Genomic DNA, 16914 nt, shown 5'->3' on the forward strand with positions numbered 1-16914 from the left:
ATGTTGAAGCCGATCGAGAGGGGTGCGGTCAGGGTGGAGTGGCGGGTGTGCTGGGTGCCGTCCGGAGGGATCCGGTCGCAGGTACGCGGTGGATTGCTGGCGGGGTGGGAAGAGCTGATGGCTTGTGAGGATGCGCTCGGGGTCCGGGCGGGTGACCCGATCTTCCTGGCGCCGGATTACAGCGTCGACCCCATGCTGAGCCGGTACGTCCAGTCGCCGGATTTCCGCAGGCATGAGGTCGAGACAAAGCGCAACTACGTGACGGACATCGCGCTGCTTCTCTCCTTCTTGTGGAGTCAGGGACGTTCTTGGACGCAGGCGACGACGCGGGACCTGGAGGATTACGAGCACTGGCGTCGCAATGCGATCGAGAATCCGCAGCGGATCGGCGGATCGAAGTGGAACCGTGAACTGGCGGCATTCGCGGGGCTGTTCACCTGGGCGGTGAAGGAGGGCTTGATCCGGCGGAGTCCGGTGGTGACCAAGCAGGTGCTGGGGCGGCGCGGTGAGGTGCTGACGGTCGCGGCGGCGAAGGCCAAGGACGCCAGGCCGTCGAACGTGCACTGGCTGACGCCGCGGACGTGGCGCCTGTGGGTCAATGTCGGGTTGCGTGGACACACCCGCGAGGGGGTGTCCGAGAGGGGCTGGGTGGGACGTCTGGAAGACCGGAACGTGGCGTTCGCACGGACGGTGACATCGTCGGGGCTACGGCGCCTGGAGGCGGGGTCGCTGCTGACGTTCGAGGTCCCCACGTTCCGCCTGGCAGGAAGCCGGTACTGCCACGGGAAGGTCGCCGCCGCCGTGACCCGGTCGAAGAAGCCACGCACGTTCTATGTCTCGGCCGGCGCGGTCGGCGACGTGGAAACGTACATGGAGTCGTCGCGGGCCTGGGCGATCCGGCAGGCCCAGAGGCACGGCCGCTATGAGCGGCTTCGGGTGATGCGGCTGGTCATTGAGGTCACTCGCGGACTGAAGCCGGTGGTGCGCTGGTGCGACCGGGACGGCGTCCTGGGCGAGCAAGAGCTCAACCGGCTCACCTGGCGGGAGCGGATGCTGCTGTTCGCCGAGGGCCCGGAGGGCCCGGAGCCGCTGTGGCTGTGGCTGAACGAGCAGGGCCTGCCGTTCCTGCCTCATTCATGGGACGGGGTGTTCCGCACGGCGAACCAGTGGTGCGAGCGCGTCCTGACTCCGCCCCGGCACTTGGGCTGGGACCCGCACAAGACCTACGCCCCATACGCGACGGTGCACAGCGCCAGGCACTCGTTCGCCCTGTTCATGCTGGTCGTGCTGAACGCAGTGATGGACCGCCGCTACGGGCTGACGCCGGCCGAGCGGCGGGACTTTCGCCTGCTCTACGGCGACCCGTGGTTCATGGTCCAGGGGCTGCTCGGTCATGCGTCGCGGGAGACGACGGTCGAGACGTATCTGGCGCCGGTGCGGCACCTGCAGCTGCAGTCGATGCTCGCCGACGCGGCCGAGCCGCAGGAAGCGCCGATGCCCGATCTGGACGGGCTGTTCGCCCGCGTGGTCCGCGACGCGGAGGGCATCCAGGACATCGACGTCCGCATGTCGCCCGGATCGGGCGGTGCCGCGTGAGCCGTCGCGGACGCAAGGCATCGCTGCCTCCGGCTGACCATCGCCGCCCTGAATCGCTGCACCCTGACGGACTGGTCGTCCGCCACGCCAACGCGACTGGGCACGTCAAGGAGTACGACTTCTCCGCGCTCCCCGGCGAGGCGTCGCTCCGGCACTCGCTCGCCCGGCTGTTCGCCGCCCGTTGCGACGGTGCCTGGACCCGCCACGCCACCTCGAAGGTTAAGTACACCCATGTGGCCTTGTTCGCGCGGTTCCTCTCGCAGCAGGAACATCCCCCGCGGGATCTGGACGAGCTGACGGCCGCACTGCTCAAGCGTTGGTGGCAGGCATCGAAGGCGACCAACAGCGGCCGGTCGCGCTTCAGGACCGTGACGGCCTTGCTCCGGGACGATGCCCGCCTGCAGGCCGGACCGGTGGCGGAGGAACTGGCCCGGCGCATCGGGCAACTGCCCAGTTCCCGGCAGTCGTTCAGCGATGCTGACTTCGATCAGGTCAAAGGCACGGCCCGGCAGATGTTCCGGGCCGCGCTGTTGCGCATCGAGGACAACGCCCGGCACCTGGAGCGCTGGCGGGGCGGGGAGTACGCCGCGGGCAGCCTCGAGTGGGAGGTCGGGGAGGCCCTGGACATCCTGGCCGGCACGGGCACGTTGCCCCACACGCGTGGGCCGTCCGGACAGGCCTCCCTGGTTGGGAGATACAAGAGGGTCCTGGGCGGGGTGCGGTCGGAGGTGACCTGGCAGCGGCTGTTCCTGTCCCGCGCGGAGGCCACCGCGCTGGGGGTGCTGCTGATGGCTGAGTACGGGTGGAATCTGTCGGTGATCGACCGCGCTGTCACGCCCCGAGCCGTCCCGGACCCGGGCTCGGACGGGCATCCGACCTACCGGATCCCGCTGGAGAAGCACCGTCGAGGCGCCGGCCGTTACTACGAGACCGAGAACGTCACCGACAGCGGTGCCGGTTCCCCGGGCCGACTGATCACGCAGGCCCTGCAGGCGACCCGCTTCGCCCGGGCCCTGGCCGCCGAACTCGTCCCCGGCACCGACTACTTCCTCGCCTGGCGCACACACCGCCCCGACAAGATCACCGCTGACCGGGACCGGCCACCAGCGGCCGGGCCGATCCGGTTCGGCATCAGCGCCGACGACGCCAAGGGCTGGGGCAAGGATGCGGGCCTCGGCGGATCGCCGTTCCAGCGAGGCCGCCGCACCGTGCTGGCCGTCGAACAGGGCGAACGGGCACAGCATTCGCAGGATACGCACGACCGCATCTACGTCCTGCCGGACCAGCGGGTTCAGGCTGCCGCCGTTCCTGTCATCGCCGCCGGGGCCGCCTCTGCCGTCCGCCGGGCCCGGGCGGCGGTGAGATTGGTGGCCGAGCTGAGCCAGACACGTGATCCGGTCCACGCGGAGACCGCGACCGCCGACTGTTCCGACACCATCGGCAGTCCCGTCCCGGCTGCGGACGGTGGCTGCGGGGCTTCGTTCCTGATGTGTCTGGCCTGCTCCAACGCCCGAGTCCACGCTGATCATCACCCCCGCCTGGCCCATCTGCACCAGGCCCTCGACCACCTCCGGTCCGTGCTGCCCACCACGGCTTGGGCTCGCGACTGGGGCGATGCCCACGCCCGGCTGGAAGACCTGAAGAACAAGATCGGCGAAGGCGGCTGGCAGCACGCGCTGGCCCGGACCACCAGCACCGACCGCGAGATCGTCGACCACCTGCTGACCGGAGACCTCAACCCGTGACCACTGCCCCCGAGCCCGACGCGTTCCGGCTCCCGTTGCCCACCCCCACCACTCCGGTCGTCCCGCCGCACCGGGTGAGCGCACAGCACGCCCACCTCAACGCTCGTTATGCAGAGCCGACTTGGCCCATGGCTCCTTTGATCGAGAACCCCAGTCAGCCCCGCAAGTCGATCTTCTGGGACCGATGCCCGCAGGCCCTGCGCGAGGAGTTGCGACTGATGGCCTGGACGCTCATCAACGGCGAACTGCGACGCATCTTCCTCAAGAACCGCGGCGTCACCATGCGCTCCAGACCATCCGCCAACGAGACGCCCGCCACAGTGATCCGCTGGACACAGCTGGCGAAGTGGCTCGATGAACGCGGCCTGCCCGCTCTCGCGGACTGCACCAGGCCGGTGCTGCACGAGTACGGCCTGTTCGTCCGCGACACCGCCGCCAGCCGGCAGATGGCGGTGAAGGCTTTGACCGCGGTGACTCGCCTATGGGCCTACGACTCTCTCAGCGCCCGGCCGACCGGGATCGCACGACCGCCGTGGGACGAACACGGAGTGGACAACTATCTCCCGGCAGCCGCCGATGGCGGCGGCGAGAACGCGAGGGAGCCACTGTCAGAGGAGACGATGAGTCCCTTGCTGACCTGGGCGATGCGCATGATCGACGAGCTCGCCGACGACATCCTGGCCGCCTGGGCCGAGACCTGCCGCCTTCGCGGCATCGCGGCCCGGGCACCCTCGACGCCGGAGGGGCGAACCGCTCTCGACGCCTACCTCGACGCGATGTTCGCGGCGGGCTCCCCGCTACCGGCCTCCAGGAACAACGGCACCGGCTGCCTGGCCAGTACCTACCTCGCCGGCGTGACGGGAGCCTCGCTGAACCAAGTGACCGTCCGCACCGCACAGCGCGGCCTGACGCGGATCGCCGCCGAGCGGCCAGGACCCTGCCCCTTGACGCTTCCCGTGACGGGACAGATCGCTGGGGCGCCCTGGCGCACGGCGCTCGACTTCAACGAGGCGCCCCTGCTGATGCGTCACCTGGGCACGGCCGCGTTCATCGTCTGCGCGTACCTGACCGGAATGCGCCCCCAGGAGACTCTCGGCATGCGGGCGGGCTGCTGCCCTGATCCGGAGCCCGGGGCAGACGGTCACGCAGGACATCACCTGATCCGCAGTCACCACTACAAGACCGTCACCGATGAGGACGGCAATCACCTGTCCGGCGGCGCCGAACGCGACGTTCCATGGGTCGCCATCACGCCCGTGGTCCGGGCCATCCGCGTCCTGGAACGCATCGTCCCCGACGGCCACCTGCTGTTCGACCTCGACTCCCACCAATTCCGCTCCACACGGCCATACACAGGGTCCCTCAAAGCGTCTGCCATGCGCGTCCGGATCGAGGACTTCGTGGCCTGGGCCAACGCCGAGGCCGCCGCCCAGGGACTGCCCGAAGAGACCATCCCGCCCGACCCTCACGGCGCGATCGGAACCACCCGCTTCCGCAGGTCCCTGGCCTGGCACATCGCCCGCCGCCCCGGCGGCCTAGTCGCTCTCGCCATTCAGTACGGCCACATGCGCACCGCCCTGGCCACCGAGGTCTCCGAGGGGTACGCCTCCCGCAGCCGCAGCGGCATCCACCGCCTCATCGACGTGGAAACCGCGCTCAGCGTCGCCGAGACAGCCGCTGAACTGCGGGACCACTTCGACGTCGGCGGCGGAGTCTCCGGCCCTGCTGCCCGACACGCACTCCTCCGGGCCGCCCGCACACCCCGCTTCGAAGGCCGCGAGATCAAAGCCAACTTCGCCCGCAAATTCCTCGCTCGCGACGGCGCCGTGCTCTACGACAACCCGCACGCGCTCCTGCTCTGCCTCTACAAACGCGACCGGGCCCTCTGCGCCAACAGCACGCTCCGCGAGGCACCCGCCCTGGACCGATGCGTTCCCGGCTGCGGCAACAGCGTCCGCACCGACGACCATGCCGCCCAGCTCCGTGAACGCGCCGACCTCCTGGACAAGAAGGCCGTCCACACGCCCCAACCCGTCGGCGACCGCATCCGCGCCAACGCCACCCGGCTTCGCTCCTACGCCGACGAACACGACCGCACCCGTATCACCCGTCAAGAGAGCCCCGCATGAGCCCCGCACCCGACGAGCGCGTCCGCATCCGCGCCGCGATGGACCGCATTTTGTCCGGCAGCCCGCAGAACTCCAACGGGGCCCTCACGATCGTCGCCCTCGCCCACGAAGCGGACGTCCCCAGAAACGCTCTCACCCAGCGGCACCCTGACCTGAAGAACGAGTTCTATGAATACGTCCGGCAGCGCGGCGCGACCCCGGATGTCGAGGCCCGGCTCCGCGAAACCATCGGGAAACTCAAAACGACCATTGCCAACAAGAACAAGGAACTCAACCAGCTGAGGGAAGATGTTCCTCAACTGATTCGGGTCATCAACCAGCTCAGCCTGGAGAACCAGCAACTCCGTGAAGCACTCGCCCAGCAGGATCCGAACGTGATCCCCCTCCAGGGCCGCCGCCCGGTCCACCCCGTCGAAGGACCACAGTCCTGAGTCCGGGCGCGACCAAGTCCTGCCAGAACTCAACACGCTGACTTGACAGGGAAGACGACGTAGCGGATGCCGTCGACGATGTCGCGGCGGGGCCACTTCTCCGGCCGGCCCCGGCCGATCTCGCAGGCCGCGGGCGGCAACATCGGCTCCAGCAGGGCCCATTCGGCGTCCGTCATGTCGGACGGGTAGCGGCGGCACCGGGGCATCGGACAGGGTTCGGGGTCCTGGCCGGACAGGTGCTGGTGGGCGCCGGCCAGAACCCCGGTCCTTTCCGTCTCGCCTCGGCGTCCCGGAGCCGTGAGAGTTCATCCGGACTGTGAAGCCGCCATCTCCAAGGTGGCCTTGACCGCTTCGATCTGCGTGTTCAGGTAGTTCGCCCACCGGCTCTTGGGGAACAGGGCCAGATGTGGAGCGAGCGTGCCGCTGATCATCCGCCGGAACTGAGTGAGCTTCTCGCTGACCCAGGCCCTCTCCCACTCCTCCAGCTCGATCTCGCTGGCGCAGAAGTGATAGCCCATGTCCCGGGTCCAGACCAGCGGAGGCCAGCCCTTTTTCGCGGCCAGGTCGCGCAGGGCGGTCAGACCGCTGCGGGTCTGGTACTCGCTCAGCTCGCAGGCCCCCATCAGGCGTTTGAAAGGCAGCCCCGAAGGGGCTGCCTCGACCAGGGCGATCTGGATGAGCTCGGCGTGACGCTCCGCTGCCGGGGAGCGTTTGCGCATCCTTACTCCCCCCGCAGCATGCGGGCGAGTTCCTCGTCCATGTCGACCCGGCCGGTGGAGACCGCGGTCTCCAGCCAGTCCAGCACCGCGCGAGCACGGCCGATGTTGTTCAGCACGACCTCGCGTTCGTCCCCGCTCCACTCCCGGCCGCGCAGCTTGCCGACCGCGTGGGAAGCTTCGCGCACGAAGCGGTGGATGGAGCCGAGCAGGTCGACGAAGTCCTCGGTCCGCTCGATGTTCCGGATAGCCGGCGCGACGGGCGAGGTGCGGCGGAAGGCCTCGGCCTGCTGGCGGGAGCGTTCGGCCTGGGCCCGGTTGACCGCCAGACGAGCCCGGTCGTCGGCCGCGACCCGGGCGGCCACCTCGGGCCGACGCAGACGTCGGAGGCCAGTTGCGCCGCGGCGACATCGTCCTTGACCACACTGTGCACCGCCTCGACGCGGTGTTCGGGCTTCTGGGCCTCGATCAGCGTGCGGCGGACGTCGGTGTCCTCCAGCAGCCGGGCGGCGACGGCCGGCCGCCGCAGCACGTCCCGCGTCGCGGTGACCGCGACGTCCTCGTCGACGGCCAGGTCGTGGATGCGTTCGACCTTCTCCTCGACCGTTCCCGGGCGTTCGGGACGGTGGCCGGCCCGCTTCTTGGCGAGGTCCGCCGTCCACCGGCGCAAGCCCGTTGCCTCGTCGACGGGCACCTCGTCGATCGCGGCGAACCGTTCGGCGTCGTCGGGGATGTTGGCCAGCACCGCGTGGACCTTGTGCGAGACGGCGTCACGGCGCTTGCCGGCCGGCCACCGGTGCGACACGAACCGGTAGTGCAGCACGGTCTTCAGCGACAGGCCGATGTCGTCGGCATAGACCTGCAGAGACGCCTTCACCCCGAACAGGGGGTCCGAGTGCGGAACTGCCCCGCCGACGGGCCGCATCGGTTCTATCTCCAGGGCGTGGTCACCGATGGTGAACATCGCCCGGCCTATCTGGGCGACCAGTTGCCGGTCACCGGCCACGATCTCGTCGTAACGGCGCCGGGAGACCTGTCCGACCTTCTCCTCCGGCATGGGGAACACCACCCCTTCCGGGGCCGGGAGCGGCACTCGGGGCCGCAAGGAACCTGCGGCCCCTCGCTCCTCGGGAGCGTCCTCCCGCCGCGAGATCGTCAACAAGGCTTGACCACAACTCGGTCAAACTCGAAGGGAGATGGGTAAAAAGAGCGTTCGCGTCGGCGTCACTGTGACGCTGTTCTGAACGCTTCCCGTCGCTGCCGCCATGCCCTCGTCCGGCACTTCGGCGAGCAATAGACCGTCCCAGCCGGATGCTCCACCCCCGGCGTCCACCGTGTCCCGCACGACGGACACTCCGCGGCGTCCCGGACCTTCATCAGGGCCACCACCCTCGCCCGCACCCGGCGGGCCTGATGCCAGTGCCTGGAACGACACACCGCCGAACAGAACCGAGCCCGCGGGCTGGCGTCCAGGCGAAGCCGTTCACCACAGACCGGGCAGTACCGGACCATCGCCCGGCCATCACCATCGGCCACCACACCAGGCTAGGCCCCCCAGAAGATCACTTCAGCGACTTCCCAAACGGGCACTGAGTGTGCTCTGCGATAGTTCGTCGGGGTTCAGGCTGGGGTTGGGGTCTGGGGTGGCCGGTGCGGGCTGACCAAGCGCTTCAGCTTGGCTCGGACGCTCTCGGTGTGCCGCGGCTCGGTGCCGAACACCGATAGGCGTCGTATCCCGCGGTGCCCTCCCATGGCCAGACGGTGAACACCACCCGGTTCCAAACAGGCCGGAGGCTCTTCGTGATGTGGGTGTGGCGTTCGGTGGCGTGGGACGGCCGGGCAGGAACGACCAGGCCGTTTGGCGTCGGTGGTGGTCCGAGGGATCCGCTCGCGCAGTTCCGGGACCGCTCCGCGGCCGAGGCTTTGCTGCCCAGGGACATCCACGACGTCCGGATCCGGGGGCGGCGGCCCTGGACGGCCCGGCGGCTCTGGAGGCTAGGCTCAAGCCTCCGTCACGAACACAGGAGATCTCCATCGTGTACACATGGGACAGGACCCTCACGGTGGCCGGCATCGACGACGCACGAGTGCGGGACGCCTACAGCAGGCAGAAGGCGCTGGTTGCGGCCTACGATCGCCCGGCGTACCTCGCCGTACGGCTGCTGTTGCCACCGCAGCTGGTTCCCCATGTGATTGCTGTGACCGCGTTCATGCATTACACCGATGTGATGCTCGATGGCGAAACACCGAGCAACACGGCCAGCGCGGCGGCTTGGGAAGAGGATGTCCGCTGCGCCTTGTCCAGCGGCGAGAGCCGGGAACCGTTGCTGCGCGCGTTGCTGACCTCCGTTGAGGCCGTCCCCTGGCTCCGATCTCGGGTGGAGGCCTTCATGGCCGGAGCTCGTGTGGACAGGGACTTCAAGGAGTTCGCTGGCGAAGCGGAGTACCAGCAGTACATCTACGACTATTCACTGCCCGCCTTCATGCTCATTGCCTGCCTCCTGCTGCCGCCGAATGCCGACCCGGGAGCGAGCGGCATGGCATGCCGCGCCTATATCGATGGGCATCAGCGCCTCGACTTCGTCAATGACCTCAGCGAGGACCTGAGTGCTGGGCGGCTCACCATCCCCCTGAAGACGCTTGAGCAGCATGACGTTTCCCGCAGCGACCTTGAGCAACGCCGCGACAGCCTGGGAACACGAGCACTGATCACATCCCTTCTCACCCGTGCGCGCCAGGACTTGCTCGTCAGCCGGTCCCTGGTCGAGCACGTGCCGGCCGACAACCGGGCCTTCCTCCGTGCACTCATCACCGTGAAGGTGCTCACGGCCGACGCAGCCCTGGCGAAGGGCGCGGCCGTGATGTGCGCGCCGGCGAGCCCCTCCCACTCCGCGGCACTGCGGATGCTTCTGCGCGAATACCGGCGGCGAGGCCGGTAGCTCTGGGAGGCACGCTACCGGTCCCTTGGGGGAGGGGTGGATGCTGCGTCAGCGGGCTGACAGGGCCTGTAAATAGAACGGCTCTGGATCGCTTCCGGCGGTAACGCAGCGTCGCCGATTTCACTGTCAGTACGATTCGGACCTCGGTAGGCGGCTCTGGCCTGGGGTTCGTCAGCCGCACTACGGCGTCCGGAGGTGAGCGACCCTACTCGACGGGCATCCGACAACCGGGCTGACACCCCGCTGGGATGACATTCGGATTCCGTTGGCCCGCATAGTTTCGGGGCGTCAGCTTCACGGCCGCGACATGACGCTCCGTTACCACGGAAGTGAGCCAGAGCCCAGTCAACGGCTGATCTTGGTTGTTGAGGGTCAGTTGAACCTCTTTCATCCCGTCTCGGGAGAGTGATGGCTGCTTTCGGGCTGGTGCCACGCCTCGGCACAACACCCCAGGTCAACCTCTCCCCGCTCCTCGATCACAACAGGCCGCTGACCTGTAAGAACGGAGGATGAAAGAGGTTCAATGTCACCAGCGTCACCCGGCATCGCTGAGGCACCGTGCGCGAGACGGCCCCGCACCGCCTTCACCCCGGTCGACCACACGCCGGCCCCAAGAGGGTGGGATTGCCCACTACGCCTGGTGCCGGAGACCGGTACGTGATGGCATCGCGCCCTGGGCCATGGCCACCTTGCGGAACCTCGCCATCGGCACACTCCGGCTCACCGACCGCACTAACATCGCCGCCAGCCTCCGCCATCACGCCCGCGACACCACCCGCCCCTCACCGCCCTGGATATCACGTGATCAAACCGGAGACTCCGCGAGCATGACGATGCCCTGACCGTGCCAGCAACAACACCAAGCTCAAGCGACTTTGGAATAGCCCTGCATCTTGCCCTCCGCCTCAACACCCAGAGCCGAGGCTGCAGAAGACCCCCGTCTTAAAAGGTGAATCTATCTTCTGAACGTTGACAGCCGATAGACGCCACCGCAATACTGAGACTTATTCGCGGGTGCGGGGAGAGGCCGAGCAGCAAACCTGCTACGAAGGTGCACCCATCGAGAATCTCTGCAAATAATCTTCAGCCCACATGGTTCAGGCTTCTTGAAAAGCCTGAGAACGAGCGGCCAGCCCCCGCCCGAACCGCCCGCCACATTAGGTCGATTACCGACTCCCGGGAAAGCCCGGTCACGGGATACACGACAGGTGGCCAATTCTGGACGAGATTCTCCCCAAGTAAACCAAATTCCCCCACAATGGACCGCCGCCCGTTTCTCAAAGGCGAGCAGGATGTAGTTGGATCCAGCAATTAGGCCTCACAGTTGCTTCAGTCTAATACAGGCAGGATCCAATCACTTCCCGTCAACTTTCGACCGGATGTCGGTCATGGCGGATCCAGCTACCCACCTTTCAGTCAAGCAACGACGTGTATCCACTATTTAAAATGAATTCTCAACGCAACGGAAGCGGTGAATACCTGCGCCCGCCACCCCTTTCCATAATGAATCTCTTTCAATCTGGGGCTCCGAGGGCGATGGGTGGTGACATCACTACAGGTCAGGGGTGCTGCATGGGGGCGTCTGCGCGGAGGTTGGAAGGGGTTCGGCAGTCCGGATCTTACTCCGATTAACGAAAGAGGATTGAAGTGGCTGTTAATGTCGATATCAAAGCAGGCGAGACTGCCGCGAGTTCCAGGATCTCTGCGAGCGGGAGCGAGTATCATGTCATCTCAGACGTTGAACGCAACACTTTCAAAGTCACTGATGCGCCGTTGAAAAGTGCCGTGGAGCGCTACTTCGGCAGGCGGCCCAACGATGCTTACGTCAAGAGCCCTACCCCGTGGGGAGACCTTTACAGGACTTACGGCTGGCAGGAGGTCACAACCAATCTCACGGTGCAGCGCGCTGAGATCATCGGGATTTCGTCCCAGCCTGTCATCGTGGCTAATAAGATTCTGAGGAATAATAGCAGCGTACCTGCCGACTTCGATGCTGGCATCTCCCAGCAGGTCAGCAACACGGTCAGCAGTTCATGGTCGACTGGGGGTAGCTTTACTGTCGGGCAGAAATTTACCTACAAGGTCGAATTCCTGGGAACCGGCGGTGGTGGTGAGACGTCTTTGTCCTACACTCAGTCCTGGGGCGTGAGCGAAACCAAAACTCACACCGTGACAGTCGGCAGCACTTCCGGAGTAAGGGTGCGACTGGAACCTGGCCAGGCCGTCAGGGTCAACCTCACTGCCAGCAGGGGTACCCTCCGTACCCGGGTCACTTACAGGGGGTCCCTCACCGGAAGGACCGCCGTCAACTACAATCCCGCCTACCAGGGCCACCACTTCTGGGGGCTCAGCATCGGAGCCGTACTGGGGTCGGGAGCACTCAATCCCATCTCCACCGAGGACATCACGGTCGGGTTCTACGCAAACGACATCATCGAGCTGGTCGACATCGTAACCGGCGAAGTCATTGCTACCTACGGTGGCGATGTATCTCCCGGCCCATCAGGGGACGAATACGAATCATTCCCCAACCTTTCGTCCGAGGTCCCCCCAGAGCCCGTAGAGCTTGAGGGTGGTAGTCCCTCCCCTGAGAGCTGACCTGCGATAGGTCCGGGTGAAGTGATCAAACGACACCCTACAGATGGGCAGCCGGGGCGTGTCCGGGACATTGTGTAAGTCCTCTAGATTCATGTGGTGCTGAGCCGGTCCTCGGAGAACAGTGAGAACTGGTTCAGCGCCTTCTTCCAGTATGGCGCGACGTGGTTTACATCGCGTGCTCGGGGGCAATCAGCCTGAGGACTGCGAGGTAGAGCACCTTCAACGCGGCCTGTGGGAAGGGTAGTGCCCGCGTACACGAACGACCGAGACAAACCAGGCCGAGCGGGATGATCCAGCGAGACTCGCCAGCTCACGTCAGCTCGAAGAGGCACCGTGAGGTGAGACCAACAACGAATCCAACAAAGCGGAGGTCGTGAGCGACGGGGTGGGGTTGAGGATGTTTGTCCGGCGGAGCCTGAATTCCAAGGTCAGTCTCGGCGTGCTAGGGCTGGTCCTGTCGGTGACGGTGTTGGTCGCCGGTTGCAAGGCGACTCCTGACGCGTCCTTGCTCGACGTGAGCGTTGGCGATTGCCTGGACGGCAATCAGGCAGATCAAAACCACACCGTGAAAACGGTGTCTTGTGATGACTCACGCGCAGAATACAAAGTCACGGCAGTGATCCCGTCGGATGACGACAAGACAAAGACCTGTCCAAGCGTCCCAGACGACCTGTCACCAGATCTGTCAGTGGCGGAGGAACTCCGAGGGGCAGTGGTTCAATATTTGCACAAAATTAGTGAGGCCGATCTCTTCTTCCTCGGGTGAGTCAGGGCCATCAGCCGACGAGCTTTGGCTTCTTTGTCTAGCCGGGGGCGAGCTTCTTCCGAGTCATCCTCCTTGCCATGAGGGTGATGAGTGCCCAGTTCAGGTGTGCTTCGCTGTGCTGTGGAAGGTGCTCGTAATCCCTCACGTTGCGGCGGGCGTTCATGATCCACCCCAGAGCGCGTTCGACGCGCCAACGGCGTGTTCTGTGGGATCTGATTTGTCAAGTAGTTCAGCTTTCCCCCTGGTTGACGGCAACGATCGGCAGGAGCGTTGCCGTCGCCGGAAACGCCGATCTCGCGGGGCGTCATCCTGGTCGGCGTGGCAACGTCGACCAGCCGTTCCAGGAGCTGGTCGAGTGCGGCCTGGCCGTCGTCGACGGCGGCGCGTTCCTCGTCGCTGAGAGGTACGCTTGCCAGCATGCGCTGGAGGTTGTCCTTGGCCTCCAGGAGCTGCCCCTTGCTGAAACTTTCGGCGTGTAGAAGTCGCAGCGAGCGCAGGCCATGCGGTGCGGGCACTGCTCGAAGAAGGTGTAGGTGCAGAACCCGTGACCGAGGTCGTAGTACGGCCAGGGCTCGCCCGACACGGCGGCCCCGGAGGTGACCGCGTCCCGGTCGACCAGAACCTCGATGGTGCGGACGTTGCGCTCGAAGTACCCGGCGTCGTTGTAGGCCCTGGCCAGCGCGTTCGGGGTGATCTTGGCGTAATGCTGAGTCGACTCCGGGCTCCGGTGACCGAGCCAGGCTTGCAGCTCGAACAGAGTCATCGGCTCCTTGGCGCTGTAGAGCTGGCTGGCGATCGTGGAGCGGGCCCGATGGCTGGTGATGTTGCCCCGGACATCGGCGGTCGGGACGCTGGCCTTCTGGCAGAGCGACGGGATGATCGTCCCGTTGACGTAGCTCTTGGCGACCCAGCGGGCCCGCATCGCGAAGAGCAAGTCGACGTGCTCGCCGGTCTTGCGGTCCAGCATCTTCGACTGCTGCAGCCGCAGTTCTTGCCATGCGTCGATGGGCCAGGATTCCGAGACGTACGGGCCGTGGCTGGCGGAGCTCGGGCTCTCGGAGGCGATCGAGCGGGGCATCCTCGCCGGGTTCGAGATCGACGTGCTGGAAATCCGCGACCCCTCCCCAGTCTTCGGCGAGTCGGAGGAGGCGCTGCGGGCCGGCGCATGGCGCTCCTGCAGACCGCGCTCCTGGAGCACTCCGCGAAGTGGAACCTGCGCACCGTGATGACGTTCCACCAGAAGGTCGAGGAGGCCACCGCGGTCGCGGAGAAGCTGCCGGAGACAGCCGCGCAGCTGTACGTCAACGACGCTACGGACGAAGGCCTGGCGGCCGCGGACCGGCTCCCCGCCTCGTCAGTTGACGCGGAGTTCTACGAGCTGGAGGTCGGCCGCCGCGTGCCGCCGGACCGCGTCTGGGTCGGCATGGCTGTGCGGCGACCGCCTCGTCACCGAACGACGCGAGGTCCTGCGCCAGTTCGCAGACGGCATCGAAGCCAACAACCGGCGCGTACACCGCGCGTTCCTCGCATCCGTACAGGTCCTCGGAGAAGGCGTGGACATCACCGGCGAGCGGGGCGTGGAAGCGATCTGCTTTGCCGACACCCTCGGCTCCCAGGTCGAGATCGTCCAGAACATCGGCCGCGCACTCCGGCCCAACCGCGACGGCACCACGCAGACCGCCCGCATCATCGTGCCCGTCTTCCTCCAGCCCGGCGAGGACCCGACCGACATAGTCGCCAGCGCCAGCTTCCGTCCCCTCGTAGCCGTCTTCCAGGGCCTGCGCTCCCACGATGAGCGCCTGGTCGAGCAGCTCGCCTCCCGTGTTCCAGCGGCAAGCGCAAGGTCCACATCCGACGCGATGAGGACGGACGCATCGTCGCGGCCAGCGGCGAGGGCGATGGCGAGGAACAGGACGGCGCCGACGCCGCTGCCGAGTCCGCGCTCCTCCACTTCGCCAGCCCGCGCGACGCCGCCACCATCGTGGCCTTCCTCCGCACGCGGGTGTACCGGCCACAGTCCCTGGCCTGGCTGGAGGGCTACCAGGCCCTGCTGCGGTGGCGAAAGGAGAACCAAATCACCGGCCTGTACGCCGTCCCCTACGGCACCGAGGCCGAAGCCGGCGTCGCCACCAAGGCCCCCTCGAACGGTGGGTGCACCAGCCGCAAGACCCTGCGCGCTGGCGAACTCGACCCCCACCGCAAGGAACTGCTGGACGCGCCCGAGGCCGGGATGGTCTGGGAACCGGGCGATGAAGCATGGGGGGCCAAACTCGCCGCGCTCCGGTCCTACCAGCGGGCCACCGGACATCTCACACCCCGCCAGGACGCCATGTGGACCGACTCCGCCGACGGGACACAGATACCGATCGGGCAGCACATGGCCAACCTCCACCGGAAGGGCGCCAAGAACGGCCAAGGCTACGACACGTTCAACCAGCACAACCGCGCACAGGTCACCGACCCGTACCAGGCGCAGCGCTGCACTCCCTCGGCCCATATGCCCCGGAAAGGCTGTGACACCCTGCCCCTCTGCCCGGCCGCGTGGGGCCCCACCTCCGGTGGGGGCAGCCGGGACACAGCCGAACACCCTCCGGGCGCGTGGCCCGTTCCATCGCGCAAAATCCGAGACTGGATATTCACGTCATATCAGCTTGGTTGGGCTTGTGTTGTGCCGACCGTAGCTGAGCGTACGCAGGGAGGAGACAGCCAGACCGGTAGGTGTTCGATGCCGCGGAAACCGATGCCCGGAGCCCGGAACGTGGGTGCGCTCGCCAGCCGGAGAGCGGGGAACCGGCGCAGTAAGCGGGGCAGGAGGACGGCCAGTTCCAGTCGGGCAAGCCCGGCGCCTGGACAGAAATGCAGGCCAGCGCCGAACGTCAGGGCCCGTACCGGAGGTCGCGTCAGATCGAGCCGGTCCGGGGTGGGGTGCTGTTGCGGGTCCCGGTTCGCGGCCGCAGTCACGATCATTGTCACCGTACCCGGCGTGATCTGTGGGTGTGCGCTGTAGTTGGTGGCGACGCGGTGCAGGATCTGGACCGGTGGCTCGAAGCGCAGCAGCTCTTCGACGGCGGTAGGGACGAGCTGCGGGTCATCCCGCACTAGGCGTGCTTGTGCCGGGTTGTTGAGCAGTGTCGCGATGGACAGTCCGATGGCGCTGGCGGTGGAGTCGAAGCCGGCGGCGAACAGCAGCGCCAGGTTCGCGATGGCGTCCTCGCGGCGATGAGGGCCGAAGTGTGAGGCCGTGTCGATCGCCAGGTCGTCCCCGTGCGGCAGACCAGAGGTATGGCCACGCGCGCTGGCCATTTTGTCGAGTATGCCGCTGAAGAGCGTACACGCAACGTCGTCGGCGGTTTCGATCGCGCGGCGCTGGTCAGCGGTGGTGAACTCAATCGCGGTCACGAACGGGCGCATGAGGCCTGCGGCGCGGGTCGCCATGTCGGCATCAAGGCCGAGGAGCAGACCGGCCACGCGGGCGGCATACGGCATTGCCAGTGCGGCGATCAAGTCCACTGGCTGGTCGGCGTACGCGGGAAGGTCATCGAGGAGCCTGTCGGCGACCTGCGTGATCGTGCCCTGCATGGCCTCAACGCGCCGGGGGGTCAGGGCTTGGGATATGACGGGCCGGTAGGCACGGTGTGCCGTGCCGTGCATCAGCAGGACGGAGCGCAGGATCGTCGGCCGGAAGCCGTCGCGCCAGTAGCCCGGCAGCCGTGGCCGGAACATTGCGGGGTCGGGGGCGAAGCCCCTATCCCGCAAGGCGGTTACGCACTGGGTGTGGTGGGTGAGGACCACCGGCTTGCCGGGCAGTCGGCTGCGGAATGCGCCGCCGAGGGCGTGCAGCGTGCGGTAGCCGGGGTACGGGTCGGGCATGCCCTGTGGGCGGAACCGCTCCCGGAGCAGGCGGCCCGCGGTGTCTGTGGAGGAGACTTCGGCAATGGGCCACACAGGCGAGGTTATCCCCGTATGTTAGGACTTCCATTCCTGCGATGCCCAT

At 66.8% G+C, this 16914-nt stretch carries 10 protein-coding genes and 4 pseudogenes; 8 read left to right on the forward strand and 6 right to left on the reverse strand.

Going from position 1 to position 16914, the window contains the following annotated elements:
• The 4 genes from ACFP1Z_RS28745 to ACFP1Z_RS28760 are packed head-to-tail and all read left to right on the forward strand — an operon-like array spanning position 1 to position 5901.
• A complete protein-coding gene (locus ACFP1Z_RS28745; protein ID WP_390320596.1) occupies positions 1 to 1596 on the forward strand; it encodes a site-specific integrase in 1596 nt (531 codons plus the stop codon).
• The gene (locus ACFP1Z_RS28750; protein ID WP_390320597.1) at positions 1593 to 3341 is read left to right on the forward strand and encodes a hypothetical protein; all 1749 of its coding nucleotides are present in this window, start codon (positions 1593 to 1595) and stop codon (positions 3339 to 3341) included. Before ACFP1Z_RS28745 ends, ACFP1Z_RS28750 begins: the two co-directional genes overlap by 4 nt.
• On the forward strand, positions 3338 to 5470 hold the full coding sequence (locus ACFP1Z_RS28755) for an integrase (protein ID WP_390320599.1): 2133 nt from the start codon (positions 3338 to 3340) through the stop codon (positions 5468 to 5470). Before ACFP1Z_RS28750 ends, ACFP1Z_RS28755 begins: the two co-directional genes overlap by 4 nt.
• The gene (locus ACFP1Z_RS28760) at positions 5467 to 5901 is read left to right on the forward strand and encodes a hypothetical protein (RefSeq protein ID WP_390320600.1); all 435 of its coding nucleotides are present in this window, start codon (positions 5467 to 5469) and stop codon (positions 5899 to 5901) included. Before ACFP1Z_RS28755 ends, ACFP1Z_RS28760 begins: the two co-directional genes overlap by 4 nt.
• A gap of 53 nt (positions 5902 to 5954) precedes the next feature.
• On the opposite strand, the pseudogene ACFP1Z_RS28765 reads toward ACFP1Z_RS28760, so the two are convergent.
• From ACFP1Z_RS28765 to ACFP1Z_RS28775, 3 genes and pseudogenes are all read right to left on the reverse strand, one after another.
• A pseudogene (locus tag ACFP1Z_RS28765) lies at positions 5955 to 6107 on the reverse strand (transposase); the annotation flags it as partial.
• A gap of 99 nt (positions 6108 to 6206) precedes the next feature.
• Complete coding sequence (locus ACFP1Z_RS28770) at positions 6207 to 6620, reverse strand: RacP protein (RefSeq protein WP_390320601.1); 414 nt, start codon at positions 6618 to 6620, stop codon at positions 6207 to 6209.
• A 2-nt stretch (positions 6621 to 6622) separates the two neighbouring features.
• Positions 6623 to 7674: pseudogene (locus tag ACFP1Z_RS28775) on the reverse strand (DUF6192 family protein).
• 1006 nt (positions 7675 to 8680) lie between these two features.
• Here ACFP1Z_RS28775 and ACFP1Z_RS28780 point away from each other — a divergent pair.
• Both ACFP1Z_RS28780 and ACFP1Z_RS28785 read left to right on the forward strand, forming a co-directional pair.
• Positions 8681 to 9556, forward strand: coding sequence for a phytoene/squalene synthase family protein (locus ACFP1Z_RS28780; RefSeq protein WP_390320603.1), 876 nt, complete (start codon positions 8681 to 8683; stop codon positions 9554 to 9556).
• A gap of 1647 nt (positions 9557 to 11203) precedes the next feature.
• Positions 11204 to 12154, forward strand: a complete 951-nt coding sequence (locus ACFP1Z_RS28785) for an ETX/MTX2 family pore-forming toxin (RefSeq protein WP_390320604.1) — start codon at positions 11204 to 11206, stop codon at positions 12152 to 12154.
• 89 nt (positions 12155 to 12243) lie between these two features.
• Here ACFP1Z_RS28785 and ACFP1Z_RS33725 read toward each other — a convergent pair.
• A pseudogene (locus ACFP1Z_RS33725) lies at positions 12244 to 12412 on the reverse strand (IS256 family transposase); the annotation flags it as partial.
• Positions 12413 to 12527: 115 nt separating this feature from the next.
• On the opposite strand from ACFP1Z_RS33725, the gene ACFP1Z_RS28790 reads away from it, so the two are divergent.
• Positions 12528 to 12920, forward strand: coding sequence for an LppU/SCO3897 family protein (locus ACFP1Z_RS28790; protein WP_390320605.1), 393 nt, complete (start codon positions 12528 to 12530; stop codon positions 12918 to 12920).
• A gap of 304 nt (positions 12921 to 13224) precedes the next feature.
• On the opposite strand, the gene ACFP1Z_RS28795 is transcribed toward ACFP1Z_RS28790, so the two are convergent.
• Positions 13225 to 13887: a tyrosine-type recombinase/integrase gene (locus tag ACFP1Z_RS28795; RefSeq protein WP_390320606.1), complete on the reverse strand. Its 663-nt coding sequence runs from the start codon at positions 13885 to 13887 to the stop codon at positions 13225 to 13227.
• Between the two features lie 31 nt (positions 13888 to 13918).
• Between ACFP1Z_RS28795 and ACFP1Z_RS28800 the strand changes: the two are divergent.
• Positions 13919 to 15369: pseudogene (locus tag ACFP1Z_RS28800) on the forward strand (helicase associated domain-containing protein); the annotation flags it as partial.
• A gap of 197 nt (positions 15370 to 15566) precedes the next feature.
• On the opposite strand, the gene ACFP1Z_RS28805 reads toward ACFP1Z_RS28800, so the two are convergent.
• Positions 15567 to 16790: a cytochrome P450 gene (locus ACFP1Z_RS28805; protein WP_390320629.1), complete on the reverse strand. Its 1224-nt coding sequence runs from the start codon at positions 16788 to 16790 to the stop codon at positions 15567 to 15569.
• Positions 16791 to 16914 lie beyond the last annotated feature (124 nt).

It is taken from the genome of Streptomyces gamaensis, from assembly GCF_042656465.1.
Classification (GTDB): domain Bacteria; phylum Actinomycetota; class Actinomycetes; order Streptomycetales; family Streptomycetaceae; genus Streptomyces; species Streptomyces gamaensis.

What these genes read in the sequence shown, in the direction of transcription:
- ACFP1Z_RS28760 (WP_390320600.1), top strand. Translation starts at nt 5,467, where the DNA reads ATGAGCCCCGCACCCGACGAGCGCGTCCGCATCCGCGCCGCGATGGAC.
- ACFP1Z_RS28770 (WP_390320601.1), bottom strand. Translation starts at nt 6,620, where the DNA reads ATGCGCAAACGCTCCCCGGCAGCGGAGCGTCACGCCGAGCTCATCCAG.
- ACFP1Z_RS28745 (WP_390320596.1), top strand. Translation starts at nt 1, where the DNA reads ATGTTGAAGCCGATCGAGAGGGGTGCGGTCAGGGTGGAGTGGCGGGTG.
- ACFP1Z_RS28805 (WP_390320629.1), bottom strand. Translation starts at nt 16,790, where the DNA reads ATGCCCGACCCGTACCCCGGCTACCGCACGCTGCACGCCCTCGGCGGC.
- ACFP1Z_RS28795 (WP_390320606.1), bottom strand. Translation starts at nt 13,887, where the DNA reads ATGCTGGACCGCAAGACCGGCGAGCACGTCGACTTGCTCTTCGCGATG.